The organism is Pseudomonas uvaldensis (assembly GCF_021271205.1).
GTDB lineage: Bacteria > Pseudomonadota > Gammaproteobacteria > Pseudomonadales > Pseudomonadaceae > Aquipseudomonas > Aquipseudomonas uvaldensis.
In genome coordinates, this window is the sequence record NZ_JAIWKS010000003.1 from 282,886 (window position 1) to 306,465 (window position 23,580).

Annotated in this window: 22 protein-coding genes and 1 pseudogene; 16 read left to right on the forward strand and 7 right to left on the reverse strand. The window is 61.0% G+C overall.

The window, feature by feature from the left end:
* From cyoB to cyoE, 4 genes are read left to right on the forward strand one after another with little or no spacing between them, the layout of a single operon-like run.
* The gene (cyoB, locus tag LCU97_RS07720) at window positions 1–2,031 is read left to right on the forward strand and encodes a cytochrome o ubiquinol oxidase subunit I (protein WP_053152424.1); all 2,031 of its coding nucleotides are present in this window, start codon (window positions 1–3) and stop codon (window positions 2,029–2,031) included.
* Window positions 2,032–2,034: 3 nt separating this feature from the next.
* Complete coding sequence (locus LCU97_RS07725; protein WP_047228598.1) at window positions 2,035–2,661, forward strand: cytochrome o ubiquinol oxidase subunit III; 627 nt, start codon at window positions 2,035–2,037, stop codon at window positions 2,659–2,661.
* A complete protein-coding gene (cyoD, locus tag LCU97_RS07730; RefSeq protein ID WP_039591596.1) occupies window positions 2,662–2,997 on the forward strand; it encodes a cytochrome o ubiquinol oxidase subunit IV in 336 nt (111 codons plus the stop codon). It begins immediately after the preceding gene.
* A gap of 11 nt (window positions 2,998–3,008) precedes the next feature.
* Window positions 3,009–3,896: a heme o synthase gene (cyoE, locus tag LCU97_RS07735; RefSeq protein ID WP_025211928.1), complete on the forward strand. Its 888-nt coding sequence runs from the start codon at window positions 3,009–3,011 to the stop codon at window positions 3,894–3,896.
* Window positions 3,897–4,016: 120 nt separating this feature from the next.
* Here cyoE and LCU97_RS07740 read toward each other — a convergent pair whose 3' ends face one another.
* The 3 genes from LCU97_RS07740 to LCU97_RS07750 form a co-directional block, all read right to left on the reverse strand.
* Window positions 4,017–4,721, reverse strand: coding sequence for a hypothetical protein (locus LCU97_RS07740; protein ID WP_053152427.1), 705 nt, complete (start codon window positions 4,719–4,721; stop codon window positions 4,017–4,019).
* A gap of 91 nt (window positions 4,722–4,812) precedes the next feature.
* Window positions 4,813–5,604: a DUF72 domain-containing protein gene (locus tag LCU97_RS07745; RefSeq protein ID WP_232776046.1), complete on the reverse strand. Its 792-nt coding sequence runs from the start codon at window positions 5,602–5,604 to the stop codon at window positions 4,813–4,815.
* Between the two features lie 130 nt (window positions 5,605–5,734).
* Window positions 5,735–6,640, reverse strand: coding sequence for a LysR family transcriptional regulator (locus tag LCU97_RS07750; RefSeq protein WP_232776047.1), 906 nt, complete (start codon window positions 6,638–6,640; stop codon window positions 5,735–5,737).
* 98 nt (window positions 6,641–6,738) lie between these two features.
* Between LCU97_RS07750 and LCU97_RS07755 the strand changes: the two genes are divergently transcribed.
* A complete protein-coding gene (locus tag LCU97_RS07755; protein ID WP_232776048.1) occupies window positions 6,739–7,914 on the forward strand; it encodes an aspartate aminotransferase family protein in 1,176 nt (391 codons plus the stop codon).
* Here LCU97_RS07755 and LCU97_RS07760 read toward each other — a convergent pair.
* Window positions 7,880–9,112, reverse strand: a complete 1,233-nt coding sequence (locus tag LCU97_RS07760; protein ID WP_232776049.1) for an MFS transporter — start codon at window positions 9,110–9,112, stop codon at window positions 7,880–7,882. The genes LCU97_RS07755 and LCU97_RS07760 overlap by 35 nt on opposite strands.
* Window positions 9,113–9,215: 103 nt before the next feature.
* Between LCU97_RS07760 and LCU97_RS07765 the strand changes: the two genes are divergently transcribed.
* From LCU97_RS07765 to LCU97_RS07810, 10 genes and pseudogenes are all read left to right on the forward strand, one after another.
* Window positions 9,216–9,668 (forward strand): winged helix-turn-helix transcriptional regulator, encoded by a 453-nt coding sequence (locus tag LCU97_RS07765; RefSeq protein WP_053152438.1) that lies wholly within the window; start codon window positions 9,216–9,218, stop codon window positions 9,666–9,668.
* Window positions 9,669–9,810: 142 nt separating this feature from the next.
* Entirely contained in the window at window positions 9,811–10,506 is a 696-nt protein-coding gene (locus LCU97_RS07770) for an OmpA family protein (RefSeq protein WP_232776050.1), read from the forward strand.
* Window positions 10,507–10,566: 60 nt separating this feature from the next.
* A pseudogene (locus LCU97_RS07775) lies at window positions 10,567–10,992 on the forward strand (aminotransferase class III-fold pyridoxal phosphate-dependent enzyme); the annotation flags it as partial.
* A 384-nt stretch (window positions 10,993–11,376) separates the two neighbouring features.
* Window positions 11,377–12,531: a mandelate racemase family protein gene (locus tag LCU97_RS07780; RefSeq protein WP_232776051.1), complete on the forward strand. Its 1,155-nt coding sequence runs from the start codon at window positions 11,377–11,379 to the stop codon at window positions 12,529–12,531.
* A gap of 71 nt (window positions 12,532–12,602) precedes the next feature.
* On the forward strand, window positions 12,603–14,225 hold the full coding sequence (locus LCU97_RS07785) for an ABC transporter substrate-binding protein (RefSeq protein ID WP_232776052.1): 1,623 nt from the start codon (window positions 12,603–12,605) through the stop codon (window positions 14,223–14,225).
* Window positions 14,226–14,259: 34 nt separating this feature from the next.
* Window positions 14,260–15,297 (forward strand): ABC transporter permease, encoded by a 1,038-nt coding sequence (locus tag LCU97_RS07790; RefSeq protein WP_232776053.1) that lies wholly within the window; start codon window positions 14,260–14,262, stop codon window positions 15,295–15,297.
* The gene (locus LCU97_RS07795; RefSeq protein ID WP_232776054.1) at window positions 15,297–16,205 is read left to right on the forward strand and encodes an ABC transporter permease; all 909 of its coding nucleotides are present in this window, start codon (window positions 15,297–15,299) and stop codon (window positions 16,203–16,205) included. The genes LCU97_RS07790 and LCU97_RS07795 overlap by 1 nt, the downstream gene beginning before the upstream one ends.
* A gap of 10 nt (window positions 16,206–16,215) precedes the next feature.
* Window positions 16,216–17,055 carry an ABC transporter ATP-binding protein gene (locus LCU97_RS07800; RefSeq protein ID WP_232776055.1) on the forward strand — a complete coding sequence of 280 codons (840 nt, stop codon included), beginning with the start codon at window positions 16,216–16,218 and terminating at the stop codon, window positions 17,053–17,055.
* A 12-nt stretch (window positions 17,056–17,067) separates the two neighbouring features.
* Complete coding sequence (locus LCU97_RS07805) at window positions 17,068–17,835, forward strand: ABC transporter ATP-binding protein (RefSeq protein WP_232776056.1); 768 nt, start codon at window positions 17,068–17,070, stop codon at window positions 17,833–17,835.
* 135 nt (window positions 17,836–17,970) lie between these two features.
* A complete protein-coding gene (locus tag LCU97_RS07810) occupies window positions 17,971–18,693 on the forward strand; it encodes an oligogalacturonate-specific porin KdgM family protein (protein ID WP_232776057.1) in 723 nt (240 codons plus the stop codon).
* Between the two features lie 114 nt (window positions 18,694–18,807).
* Here LCU97_RS07810 and LCU97_RS07815 read toward each other — a convergent pair whose 3' ends face one another.
* Window positions 18,808–19,551, reverse strand: a complete 744-nt coding sequence (locus tag LCU97_RS07815; RefSeq protein ID WP_232776058.1) for a FadR/GntR family transcriptional regulator — start codon at window positions 19,549–19,551, stop codon at window positions 18,808–18,810.
* A gap of 97 nt (window positions 19,552–19,648) precedes the next feature.
* Between LCU97_RS07815 and LCU97_RS07820 the strand changes: the two genes are divergently transcribed.
* Window positions 19,649–20,362 (forward strand): FadR/GntR family transcriptional regulator, encoded by a 714-nt coding sequence (locus LCU97_RS07820; protein ID WP_232776059.1) that lies wholly within the window; start codon window positions 19,649–19,651, stop codon window positions 20,360–20,362.
* A gap of 29 nt (window positions 20,363–20,391) precedes the next feature.
* Here the strand turns inward: LCU97_RS07820 and LCU97_RS07825 are convergent, their stop codons facing one another.
* Complete coding sequence (locus LCU97_RS07825; protein ID WP_232776060.1) at window positions 20,392–22,296, reverse strand: metallophosphoesterase family protein; 1,905 nt, start codon at window positions 22,294–22,296, stop codon at window positions 20,392–20,394.
* Between the two features lie 198 nt (window positions 22,297–22,494).
* The gene (locus LCU97_RS07830) at window positions 22,495–23,490 is read right to left on the reverse strand and encodes a TRAP transporter substrate-binding protein (protein ID WP_053152446.1); all 996 of its coding nucleotides are present in this window, start codon (window positions 23,488–23,490) and stop codon (window positions 22,495–22,497) included.
* Window positions 23,491–23,580 lie beyond the last annotated feature (90 nt).

The window sequence follows — 23,580 nt, forward strand, 5'->3', positions numbered from 1 at the left end:
ATGTTTGGTAAATTAAGTTGGGAAGCGATCCCGTTCCACGAGCCGATTGTCATGGTGACCCTCGCCATCATCGCGCTCGGTGGTCTGGCGCTGGTCGCCGGGATCACTTATTTCAAGAAGTGGACCTACCTGTGGACCGAGTGGCTGACGTCCGTCGACCACAAGAAAATCGGCGTGATGTACATCATCGTCGCCATGGTCATGCTGCTGCGCGGCTTTGCCGATGCCATCATGATGCGTACCCAGTTGGCCATGGCCACCGAGGGTTCGCCTGGCTACCTGCCGCCTGAACACTATGACCAGATCTTCACCGCCCACGGTGTGATCATGATCATCTTCATGGCGATGCCATTCTTCACCGGTCTGATGAACCTGGCAGTGCCGCTGCAAATCGGTGCGCGCGACGTGGCCTACCCATTCCTGAACTCCCTCAGCTTCTGGCTGCTGGTGTCCGGCGTGGTGCTGATCAACGTTTCCCTGGGTGTCGGCGAGTTCGCCAAGACCGGTTGGGTCGCCTATCCGCCGTTGTCGGGGCTGCAGTACAGTCCAGGCGTCGGTGTGGACTACTACATCTGGGCGCTACAGCTATCCGGATTGGGAACAACGCTAACCGGGGTCAACTTCCTAGCCACCGTGCTGAAAATGCGTACCCCTGGCATGAAACTGATGGACATGCCGATCTTCACCTGGACCTGCACCTGGGCCAACGTCCTGATCGTCGCTTCCTTCCCGATCCTGACTGCTACCCTGGCACTGCTGACGCTTGACCGCTACATGGATTTCCACATTTTCACCAATGAACTGGGTGGAAATCCGATGATGTACGTGAACCTGTTCTGGGCCTGGGGTCACCCCGAGGTGTACATCCTGATCTTGCCGGCGTTCGGTATCTTCTCCGAAGTCATCTCGACCTTCTCCGGCAAGAAACTGTTCGGCCACCACTCGATGATCTACGCTTCGGGCGCGATCTCGGTGTTGGGCTTCATGGTCTGGCTGCACCACTTCTTCACCATGGGTTCGGGCGCCAGCGTCAACGCCTTCTTCGGCCTGGCGACCATGCTGATCTCGATTCCGACCGGGGTGAAGCTGTTCAACTGGCTGTTCACCATTTATCAGGGCCGGCTGCGTTTCACCAGCCATGTGATGTGGACCCTGGGCTTCATGGTGACCTTCGCCATCGGCGGCATGACCGGCGTACTGCTGGCCATCCCAGGTGCTGACTTCGTCCTGCACAACAGCCTGTTCGTGATTGCGCACTTCCACAACGTGATCATCGGCGGCGCGGTGTTCGGCTACATCGCCGGCTTCGCCTTCTATTTCCCGAAAGCGTTCGGCTTCAAGCTGCACGAAGGCTGGGGCAAGGGCGCGTTCTGGTTCTGGATCACTGGCTTCTTCGTCGCGTTCATGCCGCTCTATGCACTGGGCTTCATGGGCATGACCCGTCGCCTGAACACCACCACCAACCCTGAGTGGGTGCCGTACCTGTACGTCGCCATGTTCGGTGCGGTGTTGATCGCGGTCGGTATCGCCTGCCAGCTGATCCAGCTGTACGTCAGCGTGCGTGACCGCAACAAGGCAGAGAACCGGTGCGAACACGGCGACCCGTGGAATGCCCATACCCTGGAATGGTCGACCTCTTCGCCACCGCCGTTCTACAACTTTGCCGTGCTGCCGAAAGCGGACGTCATCGACCCGTTCACCGAAGCCAAGGAAAACGGTACTGCGTACCAAACTCCGGCCAAGTACTCGCCGATTCACATGCCTAACAACACCGCTACTGGTGTGGTCATGGGCGGCCTGTTGACCGTGTTCGGTTTCGCGATGATCTGGCACATCTGGTGGTTGGCCATCGCCAGCCTGGTCGGCACCGTGGTGTATTTCGCCATTCATGCCGCCCGTGACGATCAGGGCTACATGGTGCCGGTGGATGTCATCGAACGCATCGAAGCCGAGCAGCACAAACGTCTGGTCGCGGCCGGGAAAGTCCCAGCCACCGCCACCCGTGTTGAAACCTCGTTGGAACAGGCTTAAACCATGTCGAACTTAGTGACCAATGTTGGACACGCCCATGGTCATGACCATGGGCACGATGACCATCACCACGACTCGGGCGAGATGACCGTATTCGGTTTCTGGCTCTACCTGATGACCGACTGCATTCTGTTTGCGTCGATCTTCGCGGTATACGCGGTGCTGGTTAACAACGTCGCCGGTGGCCCGTCGGGCCACGACATCTTCGAACTGCCGTACGTACTGGGCGAAACCGCGCTGCTGCTGTTCAGCTCGATCACCTACGGCTTCGCCATGCTGGCGTTGTTCAAGGGCAAGAAAACCCAGGTACTGGGCTGGTTGGCCATGACCTTCCTGCTGGGTGCCGGCTTTATCGCCATGGAGATCAACGAGTTCCATATCCTGATCGCCGAAGGCTACGGCCCTAGCCGCAGCGGTTTCCTGTCCGGGTTCTTCACCCTGGTCGGTACCCACGGTCTGCACGTGACCAGCGGCCTGATCTGGATGGCGATCATGATGTACCAGGTCCATAAAAATGGCCTGACCGCCACCAACAAGACTCGTCTGAGCTGCCTGAGCCTGTTCTGGCACTTCCTGGATGTGGTGTGGATCTGCGTATTCACCGTTGTTTATCTGATGGGGACCCTGTAAATGGCTAACGCTCATTCCCATGATGGCCACGACGCCGGCCACGGCAGCGTCAAGTCCTACGCCATCGGTTTCATCCTGTCGGTGATCCTGACTGTCATTCCGTTTGGCCTGGTGATGTACCCGTCGCTGCCCAAGAGCCTGACCCTGTGGATCATCCTGATCTTCGCCGTGGTCCAGGTCCTGGTGCACCTGGTGTACTTCCTGCACCTGGATCGCTCCGCCGCACAGCGTAACAACGTGATTGCGTTTGTCTTCGCTGCGCTGGTGATCGTCCTGCTGGTCGGCCTGTCGTTGTGGATCATGTTCAGCATCCACACCAACATGATGGCGCACTGAGGAAAGTCCGGATGTCCTTAAAGCACTTTATCCAAATCACCAAGCCGGGGATCATTTTCGGTAACGTGCTTTCTGTGGCAGGCGGGTTTTTCCTGGCCTCGAAAGGGCATGTCGATCTGGCCATCTTCCTGGCGGCGATGATCGGCACGTCCCTGGTGGTAGCGTCCGGTTGCGTGTTCAACAACTGCATCGACCGCGACATCGACATCAAGATGGAGCGCACTAAAAACCGTGCGCTGGTCCAGGGGCTGATCCCGGTGCAACTGGCCCTGGCGTTCGCCACAGTGCTGGGAGTCGCGGGCGTGGCGTTGTTGTATCGGGTGGCGAACCCGTTGGCGGCGCTGTTTGCGGTCATCGGGTTCGTCATCTACGTTGGCCTTTACAGCCTGTACCTCAAGCGCAAGTCGGTTCACGGCACGCTGGTGGGCAGCCTGTCGGGGGCGATGCCCCCCGTGATTGGCTATGTGGCGGTCAGCAACAGCTTCGACATGGCCGCGCTGACGCTGCTGGTGATGTTCAGCCTGTGGCAGATGCCGCATTCCTACGCCATCGCGATCTTCCGCTTCAATGACTACCTGGCAGCGTCGATTCCGGTGCTGCCGGTCAAGCGCGGCATTCGCGTGGCCAAGAAGCACATCTTGCTCTACATCCTGGCCTTCCTGGTGGCGACCCTGATGCTGACCTTCAGCGGCTACGCTGGCATGAGCTATCTCGCTGTCGCCGCTGCCATGGGCATGTACTGGCTGTACATGGCCTGGACCGGCTACAAGGCGGTGGATGACACGGTCTGGGCACGCAAGCTGTTCGTGTTCTCGATCTTCACCATCACTGCCTTGAGCGTCATGATGTCGCTGGACTTCAAAGTGCCGAGTGAGCTGCTGCTGACTTACGCGCCTTAAGCTTCAGACACTGCACAAAAAGCCCCGCCTTCGTGAGAAGGGCGGGGCTTTTTCTTGGACATTTTTCTGGGCTGTTGTGGGAGCGAGCAAACCCGCTCCCACAGGAAAGCGGGGGGCGCTTTACTGCTGGGCGATGCTGTAGCCGTCGAATGCCTTTTGCTGTTGCAGGGCGGTGACGATGCTTTTTCGGGTCGCCTGGTGTTCGGTGCCTTCGTTGTCCAGGAAGGTTTCGCTTTCCAGCTCGGCGTCGTCGCCTTCGCCCACGAAATTGAAACCCAGGAATTCGAAGGCTTCGCGGTCGACGTTCGGCTTGGAGCGTGGTGTGCGCAGGGGCAGGGTGACGCTGATGCCGTCTTTGCTGATGACAAATACTTCCGCTTCTTTCTTGGCGCGCGAGGCTTTGCCCTTGCTGCCGCTCGGATTGCTGATGGCCTGGTGTGTCTGGTTCAGTACTTTCAGAGCCAGGCCATAAACCAGTTCCTGAAACGCCGGATCGTCCTTGTAGCTCGACAGGATGCGGCTGATGGGGAAGCGGCTGCTCAGGTCTTCCAGGGCCGCGAAATCGGCGGCTTCGGCATCCTTGAGTTGTTTGAGCTGGCCCATGAGCTCGTAGGCTTTGTCATCGTCGAACGCATCGTGAGCCTGACGGATGGCGCTGCGCAGTTCGCGGATCTGATCGCTTTCGCGGTTTGACTGGAAGGCGTCGAGCACCATCTCACTGATGCTTTTGGCCTGGGGCAGATGCTGTGAAAGATTGATGGAGTTTTCGTATTCCGCTTTGGACGACAGGGTGACTACGGATTCAGCGGTGTTGGAATCGGACATTGAAATTTCACTACTTCTGTTAGCGGGATGAGGCGAGAAAGGTATGGCGCTTTTTTTCGGTCGCCTAATCTATTGGAGGCGGGCGGCATTGTCACGGTTGAACCGGCGGCAGGTCGTCTTTTATTGTCGGGGCCAGTATTGAGCTGCCCATCAGCGTCTCCAATCGCAGCGCATCGGGTATCGCGGCACCGCTGGCCGTGTTGTCGAAAATGCACCAGGTCGGCGTATCGGGCTCGCTGTTCAATTGGCCGGCAAGCTGTCCCAACCAGATGTCTTCATAGGACGAATGATAAATTCGCGGTGAGCCGTGCAGTCGGTAGTAACGAACGCCACGCCATCCCGCAGGTTGACCGCAGCCGGGTAAGGGCGATGGGTCGGCGGCGACGCGACTGATGTGCTCGTCTTGCAGCAGTGCCGTGACGTGCTCTGCAAGCCAGCTCGGATGCCGGGGCTCAAGCACGGCATGGCCTTGATAACGATCGCGCAAGGCTTTGAAAAATGCCCCCTCCGCGGTGGCCTCGAAGGCCAGCGACGGCGGTAACTGAATCAACAGGCAGCCCAGTTTTTCACCCAACTGCGAACACTGTCCGAGAAATTCATCCACCAGCCCCTCGCAATCGCGCAACCGCCGTTCGTGAGTGATTTGCTTGGGCACCTTGACCGAAAACCGAAAACCCGGAGGAACGCTGTCGGCCCACTTTGCATAGGTGGCGGGGCGGTGCGGACGGTAGAACGAACTGTTGATCTCCACGGCCGGGAAGCGGGCGCTGTAGCGCTGCAGGTGCGTGCCTTCGTTGGGGAAAGCTGGCCACTGCTCTCGGGGCAGTGACCAGCCAGCGCAGCCCAGGTAAAAAGCTGAGGGAGAGGGGAGTGAAGTCGACAAGTTCGATGGCCCGGTTGCAAGCGTTACCCTTACGACCGCTGCACGTGCCTCAAAGCTGCAAACTTTTCCGATGTAGCCTGCAGAGGCTACTTTGCTCAAAGTAGCCTCTGCAGGCTACATCGGCGTTTCGTCAGGAAATTTTCCCCCATTGCTCCAACGTAAATTCCACGAAACTGCGCAGCTTCGGCAACCGATAGCGATCTTGGGCATAGATAAGGTTCATCGGCCGGTGGGGCAGTTGGTAACCCTGTAACAGCGCCACCAGATTCCCCTCCTTGAGGTCTTGTTCCACCAATGCATCAGGCAGCATCACCACGCCCATGCCGGCCAGGGCGGCGCGATGCAGGCCCGAGGAACTGTTGATCAGCATCGGCCCGTTCACCGGTATCTTGATTTCACCCTCGGGGCCGTTGATGGGCCAATGGTCCTGGGCGAATCGCCATTCGTCTCCGGCGGAATAGGCGAACGACAGGCAATCGTGATGTTGCAGGTCGGCCGGTTGTTCCGGTGTGCCTCGCCGGGCCAGGTAAGCCCTGGAGGCGCAGATGGTCAAGGTGTAGTCCACCAACGGACGGGCGATCAGTTTCGGGTCGGGCAGGCCGAGGCGGATGGCTGCGTCGAAGCCATGGTCGAGCAGGTCCAGGCGTTGGTTGGTCAGTACCACGTCGAGCTTGACCTGTGGATAACGTTGACTGAATTCGGCCAATGCCGGCGCGAGACGCTCGGTGCCGAAGGTCAGCGGTGCGGTGATGCGCAAGGTGCCAGTGGGTTCGCCTTGGGTCTGCTCCGCCAGGCGTTCGGAGTCGGCCACCAGCCCCAGTACTTCGAGGCAGCGTTGATAGTAGGTCGAGCCGAATTCCGTCAGGCGCTGACGACGGGTCGTACGATTGAGCAGCCGCACGCCCAGGCGTTGCTCCAATGCGCGAAGGTGATTGCCTACCATGGTGGTGGACATTTCACACGCCTGGGCTGCTGCCGTCAGGCTACCGGTTTCCACCACTTTGACGTAAACGCCCATTGCCTGGAACAGATCCATTATCAAGCCTGGCTTTTAAATGATTGAAGTAAAGTGCTGTTTATCCAATTCAGGTGGCTAACGATACTGGAAAAAACCACCCGATGGAGCCTGACGTCATGACTGCCGCCTGCCTGATGACCACGTATCAACCCCTGGCACTGAATTTCACCCACGGGCTGGGGACGCGTCTGTGGGATCAGAACGGTCGTGAATACCTCGACGCGGTGGCCGGCGTGGCGGTGACCAACGTGGGCCATTCCCATCCCAGACTGGTCGCCGCGATCAGCGAACAGGCCGGCCTGTTACTGCACACGTCCAACCTGTACAGCATCGACTGGCAGCAACGGCTGGCGCATAAACTCACGCAGCTCTGCGAGCTGGAACGGGTGTTTTTCAACAACTCGGGCGCCGAGGCCAACGAAACAGCGTTGAAGCTGGCACGTCTGTATGGCTGGCACAAAGGCATCGAGCAGCCGCTGGTGGTGGTCATGGAGAATGCGTTTCACGGGCGCACCCTGGGCACCTTGTCTGCCAGTGACGGTCCGGCGGTGCGGCTGGGTTTTAATCGGTTGCCGGGAGATTTCATCAAGGTACCGTTCGGTGATCTCCAGGCTTTGGAAACCATCCAGCAAGTCCACGGCGAACGCATCGTCGCGGTGCTGGTGGAGCCGATCCAGGGCGAAAGCGGTGTGCAACTCGCACCGCCGGGCTATCTCAAGGCCTTGCGGCAGTTGTGCAGCCGCCGGGCCTGGTTGCTGATGCTCGATGAAATCCAGACCGGCATCGGCCGTACCGGCCAGTGGTTCGCGTTCCAGCATGAGGGCATCGTGCCGGATGTCATGACCCTCGCCAAAGGCCTGGGCAATGGCGTGCCCATCGGTGCCTGCATGGCCCGGGGCAAGGCGGCCGAGTTGTTTACGCCCGGCAGCCATGGCAGTACGTTCGGCGGTAATCCGCTGGCCTGTCGGGTTGGCTGCACGGTACTGGACATCATCGAAGAGCAAGGCCTCGTGGATAACGCCAGGTGCCAGGGCGAACGGTTACTGAGCCGGCTGCGGGCGGAACTGGCGGATAACCCGAACGTGCTGGCGATTCGCGGCCAGGGCCTGATGATCGGCATCGAACTCAAGCAGCCGGTCCGCGACCTGGCGTTGCGCGCAGCGCAGGACCATGGCCTGCTGATCAACGTCACCCGTGGCAAGGTCATCCGCCTGCTGCCGCCGTTGACGGTCGACGAGCGGGAAGTGGAAATGATCGTCAGGGGCGTGAGCCGGGTGCTCGCGCAGGCATGAGGTCGGTCCAGGCCCACCAGGCGAGGGCCGTCGCACTGATCAGCGCGCCCAACAGGCAGACCGCGCCCCAGCCCCACTGGGCATAGACCTGGGTCGCGGCGCTGGCGCCCACTGCGCTGCCGAGGGAGTAGAAGCACATGTACGCGCCCACCAGGCGACTCTGCGCATCGGGGCGGGCGGCGAAGATGAGGCTCTGGTTGGTCACGTGCACGGCCTGAACGGCGAAATCCAGCATGATCACCCCGGCAATCAATGCCAGCCATGATACCTGGAGTAAGGCCGTGGGCAGCCACGACAGCGTCAGCAAGGCCAGGGCAATGCCCGTGGTGCGTCGGCTCAGTCCCCGGTCGGCCCAGCGTCCGGCTTTCGAGGCGGCCAGGGCACCGGCCACGCCGGCCAGGCCGAACAGGCCGATCTGGGTATGGGACAATGACAGCGGCGCAGCGCTGAGAGGCAACACCATCGCGGTCCATAACACACTGAATGCGGCGAAGATCAACAAGGCAAGCAGGCCCCGGGTCCGCAGGGTGCGCTCCGTGACGAACAGTGCGAACAACGAGCCGATCAACCTCGCATAGGACATGTCGGGCCTGGGTGTGCTGATCGCCGGGACCGTCCTGGCGAGCACGACGCACAGGATCAGCATCAGTCCCGCCGAAACGAAATACGCCATGCGCCATCCCGCCAGGTCGGCAATCCCCCCCGACACCAAACGGGCCAGCAGAATGCCCACCACCACGCCGCTGGTGACCGACCCCACGGCACGGCCGCGCTGTTGCGGCGAGGCAAGGGCGGCGACAGAGGCGACAATGACCTGCACCAGCACCGCCAGCATCCCCACCATGACCATCGCCCCCAACAGCACCGGCCATTGCCTGGCGCACCCGGCGACAGCGAGTGCCACGGCCGATAGCAGCGTCTGGCAGACCATCAGGTGCTTGCGATTGACCCGGTCTCCCAAGGCAACGATGAACACCAGGCCCACGGCGTAGCCGGCCTGGGTAGCGGTCACCACGGTGCCGGCCAAGCCAGGGGCGATCCGCAGGTCCTGGGTAATGGAGTCGAGCAACGGTTGGACGAAGTAGACATTCGCCACGGCCAGGCCGCAGGCCAGGGAGAACAGCAGCGTCATCCCCCGGGTGAGCCCGGGAGCGGTTGTCCGGTCCGACTGGGGGAGGGTGGAATCATGTGAAGTCATGGTGCTTCCTTGGCAGATTCAGGTTTTGATTTGAAACCACTAATTTGATTTCTAACTGTTTGGGTTTTAATCTGCAACCAGTTTTCCGGCGAGAGTGATTCAGATGACGCAGCAGACAGGGTCAGGCAGCCATGAATGCCCGGTGGCCAGGGCGGTGGAGGTCATTGGGGATCGCTGGTCGCTGCTGATCGTTCGCGACGCATTCGACGACGTGCGCAGGTTCAGTGAATTCCAGAAGAACCTCGGGCTTGCGAAGAACATCCTCGCGTCGCGCCTCAAGGCGCTGGTGGAGGTGGGGGTGCTGGAGACGAGGCCTGCCTCCGATGGCAGCGCCTACAAGGAATATGTACTGACGCAAAAGGGGCGCGAGGTATTCCCCATCGTGGTTTCCCTGCGCCAGTGGGGTGAGCGACATTTGTTCAAGGCCGGGGAAACGCACTCGGTGCTGCTGGACAATGAGCGGGACGAGCCGGTGGCGTTGCTCGAGGTTCGTTCGCTTGATGGAAGGAAACTCGAGGCGGGCGATTGCCATCGTCGTCGCGTGATCAAGGCTTGAAGGGGGGGCGTTTCGATTTGTAAGTTCTTGGTAAACCTTCGCCATTGCACGGAATTTTCAACCTTTGCCGCGTTCCAACGCCAGCCAGAGTCGATTGCCCGTGCCCTGGCACATCAGACCGAAAAACCAGGAGCTTTTCCCCATGTTCACCCCGCGTCGCTTGATTGTTGTCGCTACCGCTGTGGCCCTGTTGTCCGGCTGCGCGTCGCCTAACCCTTATGATAACCAGGGTCAGGCTTCTACCGATTCTTCAGGGATGAGCAGAACTGCCAAGTACGGCGGTCTGGGGGCCCTGGCGGGCGCGTTGGCCGGTGCGGCCATCGATCACAATAACCGTGGCAAAGGTGCATTGATCGGCGCCGCGGTCGTGGGCGCTTCCGCTGCCGGTTACGGGTACTACGCCGACCAGCAGGAAAAGAAACTGCGAGCCAGTATGGCCAACACGGGCGTGGAAGTGCAGCGCCAGGGTGACCAGATCAAACTGATCATGCCGGGCAACATCACCTTCGCCACCGACTCGGCCAACATCGCGCCCAGCTTCTATCAGCCGCTGAACAACCTGGCCAACTCCCTCAAGGAGTTCAACCAGAACCAGATCGAAATCGTGGGCTACACCGACAGTACCGGTAGCCGCCAGCACAACATGGACCTGTCCCAGCGTCGTGCGCAAAGCGTGGCGACCTACCTCACCTCCCAAGGCGTGAGCAGTGCGAACCTGAGTGCGCGTGGCGCCGGCCCGGACAACCCGGTTGCCAGCAATGCCGACGTCAACGGCCGTGCGCAGAACCGTCGTGTCGAGGTCAACCTCAAGGCGATTCCAGGCCAGCAATACCCATGATTGCTGACGGCAAATGAAACGGGGGCCATGGAAACATGGCCCCCGTTTTTCATGCCCCTCATGGGCCATGGCTGGACCTATTCCGGGCACCCGATCTGCGCAGCGGCGGCCTTGGCCAACCTCGACATTCTTGAGCGGGAAAACCTGACGGCCAATGCCGAAGAGGTCGGCGGCTACTTGAACCGCCGTTTGCGCGAAACCCTCGAAGGCCATCCGCTGGTGGGCGAGGTGCGCGGGGACGGTATGCTGGCGGCGGTGGAATTCATGGCGGACCGCGAACAGCGCACGGCTTTCGATCCTGCGTTGAAAGTCGGCCCCAAGGTCTCGGCTGCCTGCCTGGAGCAGGGCATGATCGCCCGCGCCATGCCTCACGGCGACATCCTGGGCTTCGCCCCGCCGCTGATCCTCACCCGTGAAGACGCCGACCTGATCGTCGACATCACCAAAGGCGCCATCGATCAGGTGGCGGAGCAAGTGCTGGATTAAGCAGTGCTGTAGTGTGGCTGCGAGAGGCGTAGCCACCCTCAATCCCTTGTGGGAGCGAGCCTGCTCGCGATAGCGGTGTGCCTGAACAGGTGATGTCGGATGTACCGAGGTCATCGCGGGCAGGCCTTGCTCACAGATTTCCCCCTGGTGGCTGCGGACATATGGCCACCTCCGATCACATATTTCCTATCCCAAATCTCTCCTCTGTGACGCTTGGTAGTATGACGACTTTTTGTGAGTCGCCACATCGCTATGTGAGCGCTCTCTTGGTTATTCACCATAAATAGAGAATTTACGGTTGACACCGCGCCACCAACGTCAGAATAATCCGTCATGTTGTATGACGACATACAAATAAATAACAAGACACGGTGCTCCCTCCCTATGAGAATCACAGGCGTTCACGTCGACATCTTTTCCACCCCTTCGCGCCGTGCCCAGGACAGCGCCGGTCATGCCCACCCCGGCGAGGAGGTCATGATCAAGATGGCCTTGCTGCGCATCGGATGTGACGATGGCAGCGAGGGGTATGCCTTCGGCCCGCCTGAATTGATTCGTCCGCACATCATCGAATCCTTCGTGCGCAAGGTTCTGGTCGGCCGCGATCCGATGGACCGGGAGAGCATCTGGCAGGACCTGGCGCACTGGCAGCGTGGCAGTGCCGGGCAGTTCACCGATCGGGCGCTGGCGTTGGTGGAGCAAGCCCTGTGGGATCTGGCCGGGCGCAAGCTCAAGTTGCCGGTGCACAAGCTGATCGGCGGCTACCGTGACAAGGTTCCGGCCTACGGTTCGACCATGTGCGGCGACGATTTGCCGGGCGGGTTGTCCACACCGGATGAATACGGTCAGTTCGCCGAGAAACTGGTCCAGCGCGGCTACAAGGCCATCAAGCTGCACACCTGGATGCCGCCGATATCCTTCGCGCCGAACCCGCAAATGGATATCCAGGCCTGCGCCGCGGTGCGTGAGGCGGTGGGGCCGGATATCGCGCTGATGCTCGACGGTTACCACTGGTACAGCCGCATGGACGCGCTGACCATTGGCAAGGCCCTTCAGGAACTGAATTTCGCCTGGTTCGAAGAACCGATGATGGAAGACTCGGCGGAGTCCTATGCCTGGCTGGCCGCCAACCTGGACATCCCGGTGCTGGGCCCGGAAAGCATCGCCGGAAAATTCCACAGTCGCGCCAGTTGGGTGACGCAGAAATCCTGTGACATCCTGCGTGCCGGCGTGGCCGGGGTCGGTGGCATCGGGCCGTGCCTGAAGGTGGCGCACCTGGCCGAGTCATTCGGCATGGACTGCGAAGTACACGGCAATGGCGCGGCGAACCTGGCGGTGGTCGGCGCGATCAGCAACTGCCGCTGGTACGAGCGTGGCCTGCTGCACCCGTTCCTCGACTACGACGAAGTGCCGGCGCACCTCAACAGCCTCGTCGACCCCATGGACGCCGACGGCTTTGTGCACCTCTCGGATCGCCCCGGCTTGGGCGAGGACATCAACTTCGCGTACATCGAGGCGAACACCGTGTCCCGACATTGATCGTGTGCCCCGTCCGGGGCCGATAACGGCCCGAACGACAAGTCTTTATAAATATAAGAAAGGACTGAACCATGAATCTCTGGCCCAAGCGCCTGACCCGGCTGCTGTGTGTCACCGTGGCCCTGTGCGCAATGCAGGCGCCCGTCAGCCTGGCTCAAGGCGAAACGCCCCCCGACCAATTGGTGGTGGGCATGAGCATGATCAATTTGCTGTCCCTGGACCCGGCCGCCGCGACGGGGCTGGAGGTCGCCGAAGTCAACGCCAACGTCTATGACATGCTCCTGGAGCAGGACGCGGCGCAGCCGGATATGCTGATTCCGGCCCTGGCGAAAACCTGGGAGATCAGCCCCGACCGCCTGCGGCTGACTTTCCAGTTGCGCGATGACGTGCGTTTCCACTCCGGTGCGCCGCTCACCGCCCAGGACGTCGCCTGGTCATTGCAGCGCGTGGTCACCCTCAACCGCGCCCTGGCGTCCACCTGGAAAGCCTACGGCTTCACCGCTGACAATGTCGTCAAACTGATGCGCGCCGAGGGGCCGCACACCTTTGTCATGGAGTTACCACGCGTCACTGACCCGATGCTGGTGCTCAACACCTTGGCGACCTCTCCCAGCGCCTTCATCATCGATCGCTCGGTCGCTTTGCAACATCAGGTCGCCGATGACCAAGGCGCGGCATGGCTGGCGACGCACGCGGCCGGCTCCGGCGCGTTCAAGCTCGACATCTGGCGCGCCAACGACGTGATCCTGATGAGTCGTAATGACGACTACTGGCGCGGCGCGGCGAAATTGCGCCGAGTGATCATGCGCAACATGACTGAGTCCCAGGCGTTGCGCCTGATGGTCGAGCGCGGTGACCTGGACGTGGCCCGTGGCATGGCGGCCACCGACATCAAGGCCCTGGGCAAGGTCGACGAGGTGCGCATCCAGAGCATCGCTCGGGGCACCCTGTACTATGTGGCGATGAGCATGCAGCAGCCGCTGTTCCAGGACATCCGCGTGCGCCAGGCCATCCGCCTGTTGATCGATTACCAGGGCATCAATGAAGTGGTGATGCCGCATTACGGCGTGCTCAATCAACGGCCGTTGCAGCTGGGGCTGGCGGCACGCCTGCCGGATCCGGGCTATCGCCTGGACGTGGCCGAGGCCAAGCGCCTGCTGGCGGCGGCCGGTCATGGGGACGGCTTCAAGATCAGCATTCGCTCGCTCACCGATCCGCCCTTCATCAACATCGCCACCAGCCTGCAAGCGACGCTGGCCCAGGCCGGTATCCAGGCGACGATCATCACCGGCACCGGCAACCAGATCTACGGGGCGATGCGCGACCGTCAGTTCGACATCCTCGTCGGCCGCGGCGGTGGCGGGGCGGAGCGCCATCCCCATTCCAGCCTGCGCGCCCTGGTATACAACCCGGACAACCGCACCGAGGCCAAGCTGAGCAACTTCCAGGGCTGGCGCACTTCATTCTTCGACCCGCAGCTCAATCAGTTGATCGAGCAGGCCGAACGCGAGCGCGATCCCGAGCGCCAGCGTGAACTCTACGGGCAGATCCAGAACCGCTACGACCAACAGGCTGGAGCCATCATGCCGGTCTCGCAGATGGTGGATGAAGTGGTGACCCATGCGGACGTGCGCAACTACATCGGCCACACCGCCGCCACCACGCGTCTTCGGGACGTCTACAAGCAGCGCTGAAATCGACGGCCATGCGGCCAAGGCAGGAATGAATATGTCGACTGCATTCTTTTCAATCTGGACCACCCGGGCCGCGTCAGCGACCCGGCGCGGCGGCTCGGTGGCGGTCACGCTGCTGGGGTTGCTGCTACTGACCTTTTTCATCGGCAGGGTGATGCCCCTGGACCCGGTTCTGGCCATCGTCGGCCCCGACGCCGATGCCTCAGCCTACGCCCAGGTGCACAAAGAACTGGGCCTGGACAAACCGTTGTGGAACCAGTTCGCGATCTACCTGGGCGACCTGCTCCAGGGCGATTTCGGCATGGCCTTGTTGACCGGCAACCCGGTGATCACCGACATCGCCCGGGTGTTCCCGGCCACTTTGGAACTGGCGACCCTCGCGATTCTGTTCGGCGTGCTGGCGGGCTTGCCATTGGGTGTCTACGCCGCGACTCATAAGGGCCGTGCCGGTGACCACGTCGCGCGCCTGATCACACTGTTTGGTTATTCCACGCCGATTTTCTGGATCGGCATGATGGCCTTCCTGGTGTTCTACGCCTGGCTGGGTTGGGCCGGTGGCGTTGGGCGGATCGGCCTGGCCTATGACGGACTGATCCCCCGGCACACCGGTCTGCTGTTGATCGACACCGCCTGGTCCGGCGAGTGGGAAGCCTTTCGCAGCGCGTTGCGGCACATCCTGCTGCCGGCGGTGATCCTGAGCTTCAACTCGGTGGCCTACATCAGCCGCATGACTCGCAGTTTCATGCTCGAGCAGTTGTCTCAGGAATACATCATCACCGCCCGGGTCAAGGGGCTGTCCCAACGGCGGATTGTCTGGGGACACGCCTTTGGCAACATCCGCGTGCAACTGCTGACCATTGTCGCGCTAGCCTACGGTGGCCTGCTGGAAGGGGCGGTCCTGATCGAAACCGTGTTTGCCTGGCCGGGTTTCGGCCAATACCTGACCGGCAGCCTGCTGCTCGGTGACATGAACGCGGTGATGGCCTGCGTGCTGTTGATCGGCCTCATCTTCGTGACGCTGAACCTGATCAGCGATGCGCTGTACAAGATCTTCGACCCGAGGACTCGCTAATGAACCTGCCCCTTGCTTCCAGCGCGGCCGGCAGTGCCGCGCTGCCCGCCTCAAGCGCCGCGGCGCTGACCGCCAGCACCCTGCGCCTGCTGCGATTCTTGCTGCGCAACCCGATGACCTTCGTCGGCCTGATCGTGGTTTCGACCTTGATCCTGGTGGCCGCCATTGCCCCGTGGATTGCCGGTCACGACCCGCTGCTGCAGAACCTTGCCGGTGCCTTGCAGGCACCCGGCAGCGTGCACTGGTTCGGCACGGACGAGTACGGTCGGGATGTCTTCGCCCGGCTGGTGTACGGCTCGCGCATCACCCTGTACATCGTGTTGTTGGTGACGGTGATCGTCGGCCCCATCGGCCTGCTGGTCGGGACGGTATCCGGCTACTTCGGCGGCTGGGTCGACAACTTGTTCATGCGCATCACCGACATCTTCATCTCGTTCCCCAGTCTGGTCCTGGCGCTGGCGTTCATCGCGGCCCTCGGTCCAGGCCTGGAGCATGCGGTGATCGCCATCGCACTGACGGCCTGGCCGCCGATTGCCCGTCTGGCACGCGCCGAGACATTGCCGCTGCGCAACGCCGACTTCGTCGTAGCGGTTCAGCTCCAGGGCGCGTCGAGTACCCGCATCATCCTGCGCCACATCATTCCGATGTGCCTCTCGTCGGTGATCATCCGCCTGACTATGAACATGGCGAGCATCATCCTCACCGCTGCCGCCCTGGGCTTTCTCGGCCTCGGCGCCCAGGCACCGTTGCCGGAGTGGGGCGCGATGATTTCCACCGGGCGGCGCTACATGCTCGAAAGCTGGTGGCTGGTAGCTGCGCCAGGTATGGCGATCATGCTGGTCAGTCTGGCCTTCAACCTGCTGGGCGACGGCTTGCGTGACGTCCTCGATCCGCGCAGCCAATCCTGAGGAACAGCCCATGACCGAAATAAAACTGGCAGTACAAGACCTTTGCGTCGAGTTCCGCAACGCTGGCAAAACGACCCTGGCGGTCCGTGACGTATCGTTCACCCTGGGCCGGGAAAAACTCGCCATCGTCGGCGAGTCCGGCTCTGGAAAATCCACCGTCGGTCGCAGCCTGCTACGCCTGCATCCACCCACGGCGCGCATCACCGCCAGGACCCTGCGCTTTGCCGACATCGACTTGCTGGCGGCCAGTGAGAAGCAGATCCAGGCGATCCGTGGCGCACGCATGTCGATGATCATGCAGGACCCCAAATACTCGCTGAACCCGGTGGTGCGGGTCGGCGAACAGATTGCCGAGGCGTACCTTGCTCATCACAAGGTGCCGCATCGAGAAGCCCGCGAACGGGCCCTGGACATGCTCGGCAAGGTCCACATCCGTGACCCGCAGCGGGTCTATGACTTGTACCCGCACGAGGTCTCCGGCGGCATGGGCCAACGGATCATGATCGCGATGATGGTGATCACCGATCCCCAGGTGATCATCGCCGACGAACCCACTTCGGCGCTGGACGTATCGGTGCGCCGGCAGGTGCTCAACGTGTTGGAAGAGTTGGTCAGCGAGCGAGACCTGGGGCTGATCTTCATCAGTCACGACCTGAACCTGGTGCGGCACTTCTGCGACCGTGTGCTGGTGATGTATGCCGGTCGCGTGGTCGAGTCGATCGCCGCCGCTGACCTGGACCAAGCCTCTCATCCCTATACCCGTGGCCTGTTGGCCGCACTGCCCAGCCTGGACCATCCGCGTGCCATCCTGCCGGTGCTGCAACGTGACCCGCTTTGGTTGAATGCCTGAGGAGAGCCTGTCATGAGCATGATTGAAATCACCGGCCTTAACCTCGGTTTTGGCACCGGCGCGGCACTGAACACGATATTGCACGATGTCGACTTGAGCGTGGCCGAGGGCGAGGCTTTCGGTCTGGTGGGAGAGTCCGGTTCGGGCAAGACCACGGTGCTGCGCTGCCTCGCTGGGCAGTACCAGCATTGGACCGGCAAGTTGCGGATCGCCGGCCAGGCCGTGACTCGCAACCTGCCGCTGAACCACTACCGCACGGTGCAGATGGTGTTCCAGGACCCGTACGCCTCGTTGCATCCACGCTACACCGTCGATGCTGCGCTGCAAGAGCCGCTGCGCATTCACGGGATCAGCGGGCGTTCGCAGAAGGTCAGCGAGATCCTGCGCAAGGTTGGTCTGAACGATAGCTTCCGCTTCCGTTATCCGCACCAGTTGTCCGGTGGCCAGCGCCAGCGTGTGGCTATCGCCCGTGCGCTGATCTTGCGGCCGCGGGTGCTGTTGCTGGATGAGCCGACCTCGGCGCTGGACGTCTCGGTGCAGGCGGAAATCCTCAACCTGCTGGCCGATCTGCGTCGTCAGGAAGGGCTGACTTACTTGATGGTCACCCACGACCTGGCAGTGGTCGCGCACTTGTGTGACCGGCTGGCGGTGATGCAGCAGGGCAAGGTGGTGGAGACGCTCGACAGCCACTTGCTGGCGAGTGACGGCGCAACGCACGCGTATACCCGTTTGCTGGTGCAGGCCAGCCGCGACATACAGCGCGTTCCCATAGCGGTCTGAGTCACGCGTTAACCCGATTGTATTTGTTTTAACCCGCAGAAGACGTTGAGCCCCTGGTTTCAATGCCGCGCCCGCGCTCGCCTGCGATTTGACGTTTCACCCAACTAACCCCTGCAACTAACAAGAATAAAAAACATGAAAAAGACACTTGTATCCGTTTCCCTCGCTTCGTTGTTCGCTTCGTTCGTTGCCCAGGCCGACACCGGCTATATCAACGTCCGCCACCAATATGCGGAGCAAACCCGCATGCATGCCGACCGTGCCAAGTTCGGCATGCGATTGGACAATGGCGTAGGTCTGGAGGGCGAACTCAAATACAAGACCGCCGGTGATCGTGAAGATGTCGCTTTCGATAATACCGTTGGCGCCGGTCATGAGTTCACCGTCAACTATCAGCACAAACTCAATGATCGCTGGACGTTGACGCCTTCGTTTGCCATGGAAAGCGACGAGGAATCCACCACTTACAAGTTGGGCATGCGCCTGGGGTATCGCATTACCAAGGAACTGAGCATCGCCGGTCGCTATCGTTACGACTCCTCCAAGCTGGACCGCGACCAGGTCGACCATGACGTGCCCCGGAACGGTAAGGACGATCAGAAAATCAATCGCTACGACGTCTACGTCAACTATGCCGATCAAGGGCCGTGGGCTTATGAGTATCAACTGACCTACTTTGATGCTGACTACATTCGCTATGACGGCGGCACCGATGACTATGAGCAGAATGTCGTGGTCAAGTACAAGTGGGACAAACGCTGGGCGCCGTTTTTTGAAGTGGGCGATATCAAAGTCAACTCCGTGGACAATGATCGGCAACTGCGTTTGCGCGTCGGCATCCAATACAACTTCTTCTGAGATTGTGTGGGAGCGAGCCTGCTCGCGATGGCGGTCTGCCTGGGGCGATGATGTTGAATGTGACGCCGTCATCGCGAGCAGGCTCGCTCCCACAGGGGCAGGTGAAAAGGCAACTTATTCGTTATAGAACGCCTGGCGTTGTTGGGTTTCGCGCAAGCGCATGCGGCTGTTGCTCAGGTGCAGGAACATCGCGGCACGAGCTGCGTCGACATTACCGCTGGCGATTGCATCGAAGATCTGTTGGTGTTCGGCATTGACGCCTTGCAGGTAAGCGCTGCGATCACTTTGTCCGGAGTAGGCGGAGTTCATGCGGGTACGCGGGATCAGCTTGGTACCCAAATGCTTCATGATGTCGATCAGGTAATAGTTGCCGGCGGCCTTGGCGATTTTCAGATGGAACTGGAAATCGGCGTTGATGGTGGTGCCGGACTTCTCCGGCCCTTGCAGCAACGCCTCCAATGCCTGAGACAGCTCGGCCAGGGCTTCAGGCGTTGCGCGCTCGGCGGCCATGCCGGCGGCTTGGACTTCCAGGCTCAGGCGAAATTCCAGCAGGTTGAGTACATCCGACAACGTGGCAATCGTCGCCGGTCCGAGGGTAAAACCCTCCGGCGCCGGCATGTCGAGGACAAAGGTGCCGACGCCATGGCGCGTCTCCACCAGCCCCGCCGCCTGCAAGCGCGACAGCGCCTCGCGCACCACCGAGCGACTGACGCCTTCGGCTTCCATGATGTGCACTTCGGTGGGGAGTTTTTCACCGCACTTGAGAATGCCGTCGCGCATGCGCTGGGCGAAGCGGTCGACCAGGGTTTCGGCGAGGCGGCGCGGCTTGTTCAGTGGAGATAGCGCTTGGTCCGTCATCGGCTTGCTCTAAGGTGATCAGCGGGCATTATAGTGCGTTTTGCCGCTAGGTCGCGGCTATAATGCCGCGATCGTCTGGCTTTAATGGATAGGTGCAATGGACCGTGTCACAACCGATCGCCGCTTGAGCATGACCCAGCAACTGGTGGTCGACCTGACGCAACAGATACTGGCTGGCGAACTGCCCGCGGGCAGCAAGTTACCCACCGAGCAGGTCATCATCAAGGAGCGCGGGGTCAGTCGGACGGTGGTTCGCGAAGCCATGTCGCGACTCCAGGCCGAAGGTTTGGTGGAGACTCGCCATGGTATCGGCACCTTCGTGGTGGACACCGCCCGGCCGGGTGATTTCCAGGGTGGCAAGCACGTCAAGGGTGGGACCCATGACGCATTGGCGGTGATTGAACTGCGCCTGAGCCTGGAGGTGGAAGCGGCGGGCATCGCTGCGCAACGGGCAACGCCGCAACAACTGCTGATGATGCGCGAAGCGCTCGACGCGGCGAATGAACTTGATGCCGCGGATAGCGAAAGTGCTCGGAAGGATTTCGAATTTCATCTGCTGATCGCCCAGTGCACGGGCAACAGCTTCTTTATCGATGCCATGACCCATGTGGGCAACACGCTGATCGCCGTCGTGCAACAGGCCGGGCCTGCCGTGACGAATGAAAACCGCGCGCTGGTGATTCGCGAGCGCGAGCAGATCCACGCGGCGCTGACCCGGTGCGATGCCGAGGCAGCCCGGGCATCGATGCGCCTGCACCTGATTAACATGCTGCGGCGGATCCGCGGCGTGGTCGAGCTGGCGGAGCAATAGCCCCCGCGATTTTTCAAGGCATCGACAGCTCAGGCTGACGGCGATTTCGGCGGCAACATGCGCGTAGGCGGTTTGCCGTCGGCATTGTGCTGGTAGATTTGAGCCGGCTGCCCCTGTTCATTGAAGAACACCTGGCCGATGCCCGCCGAGTTCCACAATCGCTCCCCGGTCTCGGCATGTTCCGGGGTATGAGGAATGATGCGCATGCGTCGGCGCTGGGTGAACCAGTTCAGGGGCGAGCGGGGCGCGTAGAGCCAGCGGTTCAGGCGGTCGAACCACTCCAGCAGGGTCGGCGGGAATTCATTCTTGATGCCGCTGCTGGTGATCTGCCAGATGCGCGGGCCGCCCTTGCGGTGTCGGATGAACACCTCATAGACGAAGGAATAATGCACATCTCCTGACAGCACCACGTAACTCCCCGGTGTACGGGAGTGTCGGAAAATGTTCAGGATCACCTGGGCCGCGCCGCGATGCGCCATCCAGTTTTCAGCATCCACCAACAATGGGTAACCGCACCAACTGAAGACTCGCTGCACGGTTTCGATCAGCTTCACCCCGAAGATCGGCGCCGGCGAAACGATGATCGCCGATGGATGATCCAGCAAGTCCTGTTGCAGCTCGCTCAGGGCTTCCCAGTCCAGCAGGCCGGAGGGATGCCTGAGGTTATGCTCGCTGCGCCAGCGACGGGTGCGGGTGTCGAGTACCACCAGGGCGGGGGTACTGGGCAGCACGTAATGCCATTGTTGGAAGCCCAGCAGCCCGTCGATCAGTTTGTCCTGGGGCTCGCTGTCGAGATAGCGGTCCCGCGCCGTGTCGCTCAAGGCCACGGTTTGCCGGATCGCCGCCTCGAACGCGTCCGGGTTATTGCCCCAGCCCTGGCAGAGCATGTAGGCGATCAATGCGTTGCCGATGATGCGCTTGGAGAAGGGATGGCCGTAGGCCGTTTCCTCCCACTGCGCGGACAGGTTCCAGTCATCGGTGATGTCGTGGTCGTCGAAAATCATCAGGCACGACAGATGCGCGAACACCCGGGCCACGCCACCCAGCCCAGCCTTGAAATCGTCGATGCGCAGGCGTTCCTGCTCGTAGCGCTGGCGGCGTTCGGCAGTCAGTTCGGGCGGCTGCGGATCGATCAGCGTCCATGGCACCGGGGACCAGACTAACAGGTACATCGCCATGACTTCGGCGAAGGTCACCAGATGATTGTCGGCGCTGCTGCTGGTGAAGATCGGCTTGCGGGCCCCTCCGAAAAACCGTTCGCGCAGGGTCTCGTTGCTTTCCAGCGCCGGCAGCAGATCGGCGCGGTGGTAATAGCTGGCAGGGTGGCGGTAGAGCCGTGCACTGTCTTCCACCACGGCACCGTCCAGGCGTTCCTCGAACAGTCCCAACCGTTCGATCAGCGCGTGAATTGCCCGCAACATCGGTCCTGCGACGTCATCGGCATAGACCTGGTCGCCACTCATCATCAACAAGGCCGGCCGTTGCGCCGGGGCCTCGGCCAGCAGTCGGTCGACACAGAGCAAGCCGTCGTTGGCCCGATGGTGAGGTTTGCGGCATGAGCCGTGGACCAACTGCCCAATGCGCGAATGCAATACGAAGTTCGGGCGTTGTGCTGCGCCATACAACAGGTGCGGTGCCCATTCGGCGATGGGCGCGCCTTCCACCAGCAGGTCATAGTCGATGACCACATCCTCGGGCAAGGGACTGTCGAGGCGTACATCGATCAGATGCACGAAGGCCTGCTGACCCACCGGTACCACCGTGCAACGCGAGGCATCCAACGCCAGATCGCCCATGCCGTCCAGCCGTAGCGTCAACGCCAGCGAGCGTGTCCCCACCAGCCACATCACCAACCGCCTGGGCTCCAGCCGTCGCAGCAGCGGACCGACCAGGACGGGGGGCAGGACAGGAGGGATGTCAGTGGTGAACGGCATGCGTGGGTAAAGCTCGGGTTCAGGTGGAGGCGGGGATCATAACGCAATGGGCTCTGGCGCAGGGATGGAGGCGAGTTTTACTGTGGGAGCAAAGCTTGCTCGCGATTGCTGGGGTTACTGCCAAGACCGAGTTGGCTTCATCGCGGGCAAGCCTTGCTCCCACAGGCCTTGCTTTCACAAGCCTTGCTCCCGCAAGGGTCATTGGGCCTGGTTGGCCGCCTGCGCCGCTTTAAGCAGATCCGGCCCGATTTCCTTTTCGAATTTGGCCCACACCGGTTTCATCTTTTCGCGCCAGGCATTGCGCTCTTCTGGGGTGAGGGTAATGATCTCGGTGGTCTTGGCGTCGAGCACGCGCTGTTTGTCCTGCTGGTTCAGGCGTTCGGCTTCACCGTTCGTGTAGGTGGTGACTTCTGCCACGATCTTGTCCAGTTCGGTGCGGATGTCCGACGGCAGGCCGTTCCAGAAGTCGGAGGTGGTGATCCACATGTAATCGAGTGCGCCGTGGTTGGTTTCGGTGACGTACTTCTGCACTTCATGCAGTTTCTGGTTGTAGAAGTTCGAATAGGGGTTTTCCGTACCGTTTACCACGCCCGCGCGCAGGGCCTGATAGACCACCGAAAAAATCATCGGTTGGGCCTTCGCGTCCACGGCCTTGAATTGTTCGGCGAGCACTTCGGAGTTCTGTATCCGAAACACCAGGCCACGGGCATCTTCAGGCTTGCGCAGAGGCTTGTTGGCCGACAATTGCTTCATGCCGTTGTGCCAATAAGCCAGTCCGGTGATGTTCTTGCTCTCCATGGACTTGAGCAGTTTCTGGCCCTCGGGACTCAGTTGAAAACGCTCCACTGCGGCCATGTCGTCAAACAGGAACGGCAGATCGAACAGCTGCACGGTTTTGGTGTATTGCTCGAACTTGGCGAGCGAGCGCGCAATCATTTGCACCTCCCCCAACAGCAGGGCTTCCATCTCCTTGTCATCGTTATACAGCGTGGAGTTGGGGTACACCTCGACTTTCACCTTGCCCGGCAGGCGCTCCTCCACCAACTTCTTGAACATCAACGCGCCCTGGCCCTTCGGCGTCTGTTCGGCCACGACGTGGGAAAACCTGATCACGATCGGCTCGGCCGCCAGCGCCGTGCCCAACGTACCGACAGCCAGGCTACAGACAAATACTTTCCAAAAAGCTTTGAGCATTGCGAGGTTCCCTCTGCGTTTTTATGGACAGTACGAACTCATCGGAAGACGAGACAAGGGCAAGTCTAGGAGAAGAAACCAATGTCCTTG

Bases quoted from the DNA above. Each gene is read 5' to 3' on its own strand.
- LCU97_RS07825 (WP_232776060.1), bottom strand. From the start codon at position 22,296: ATGCCGTTCACCACTGACATCCCTCCTGTCCTGCCCCCCGTCCTGGTC.
- LCU97_RS07815 (WP_232776058.1), bottom strand. From the start codon at position 19,551: ATGACGGACCAAGCGCTATCTCCACTGAACAAGCCGCGCCGCCTCGCC.
- LCU97_RS07755 (WP_232776048.1), top strand. From the start codon at position 6,739: ATGACTGCCGCCTGCCTGATGACCACGTATCAACCCCTGGCACTGAAT.
- LCU97_RS07765 (WP_053152438.1), top strand. From the start codon at position 9,216: ATGACGCAGCAGACAGGGTCAGGCAGCCATGAATGCCCGGTGGCCAGG.
- LCU97_RS07790 (WP_232776053.1), top strand. From the start codon at position 14,260: ATGTCGACTGCATTCTTTTCAATCTGGACCACCCGGGCCGCGTCAGCG.
- LCU97_RS07805 (WP_232776056.1), top strand. From the start codon at position 17,068: ATGAGCATGATTGAAATCACCGGCCTTAACCTCGGTTTTGGCACCGGC.
- LCU97_RS07810 (WP_232776057.1), top strand. From the start codon at position 17,971: ATGAAAAAGACACTTGTATCCGTTTCCCTCGCTTCGTTGTTCGCTTCG.
- LCU97_RS07780 (WP_232776051.1), top strand. From the start codon at position 11,377: ATGAGAATCACAGGCGTTCACGTCGACATCTTTTCCACCCCTTCGCGC.
- cyoB (WP_053152424.1), top strand. From the start codon at position 1: ATGTTTGGTAAATTAAGTTGGGAAGCGATCCCGTTCCACGAGCCGATT.
- LCU97_RS07800 (WP_232776055.1), top strand. From the start codon at position 16,216: ATGACCGAAATAAAACTGGCAGTACAAGACCTTTGCGTCGAGTTCCGC.
- LCU97_RS07725 (WP_047228598.1), top strand. From the start codon at position 2,035: ATGTCGAACTTAGTGACCAATGTTGGACACGCCCATGGTCATGACCAT.
- LCU97_RS07785 (WP_232776052.1), top strand. From the start codon at position 12,603: ATGAATCTCTGGCCCAAGCGCCTGACCCGGCTGCTGTGTGTCACCGTG.
- LCU97_RS07820 (WP_232776059.1), top strand. From the start codon at position 19,649: ATGGACCGTGTCACAACCGATCGCCGCTTGAGCATGACCCAGCAACTG.
- LCU97_RS07740 (WP_053152427.1), bottom strand. From the start codon at position 4,721: ATGTCCGATTCCAACACCGCTGAATCCGTAGTCACCCTGTCGTCCAAA.
- LCU97_RS07795 (WP_232776054.1), top strand. From the start codon at position 15,297: ATGAACCTGCCCCTTGCTTCCAGCGCGGCCGGCAGTGCCGCGCTGCCC.
- LCU97_RS07830 (WP_053152446.1), bottom strand. From the start codon at position 23,490: ATGCTCAAAGCTTTTTGGAAAGTATTTGTCTGTAGCCTGGCTGTCGGT.
- cyoE (WP_025211928.1), top strand. From the start codon at position 3,009: ATGTCCTTAAAGCACTTTATCCAAATCACCAAGCCGGGGATCATTTTC.
- LCU97_RS07760 (WP_232776049.1), bottom strand. From the start codon at position 9,112: ATGACTTCACATGATTCCACCCTCCCCCAGTCGGACCGGACAACCGCT.
- cyoD (WP_039591596.1), top strand. From the start codon at position 2,662: ATGGCTAACGCTCATTCCCATGATGGCCACGACGCCGGCCACGGCAGC.
- LCU97_RS07770 (WP_232776050.1), top strand. From the start codon at position 9,811: ATGTTCACCCCGCGTCGCTTGATTGTTGTCGCTACCGCTGTGGCCCTG.
- LCU97_RS07750 (WP_232776047.1), bottom strand. From the start codon at position 6,640: ATGGATCTGTTCCAGGCAATGGGCGTTTACGTCAAAGTGGTGGAAACC.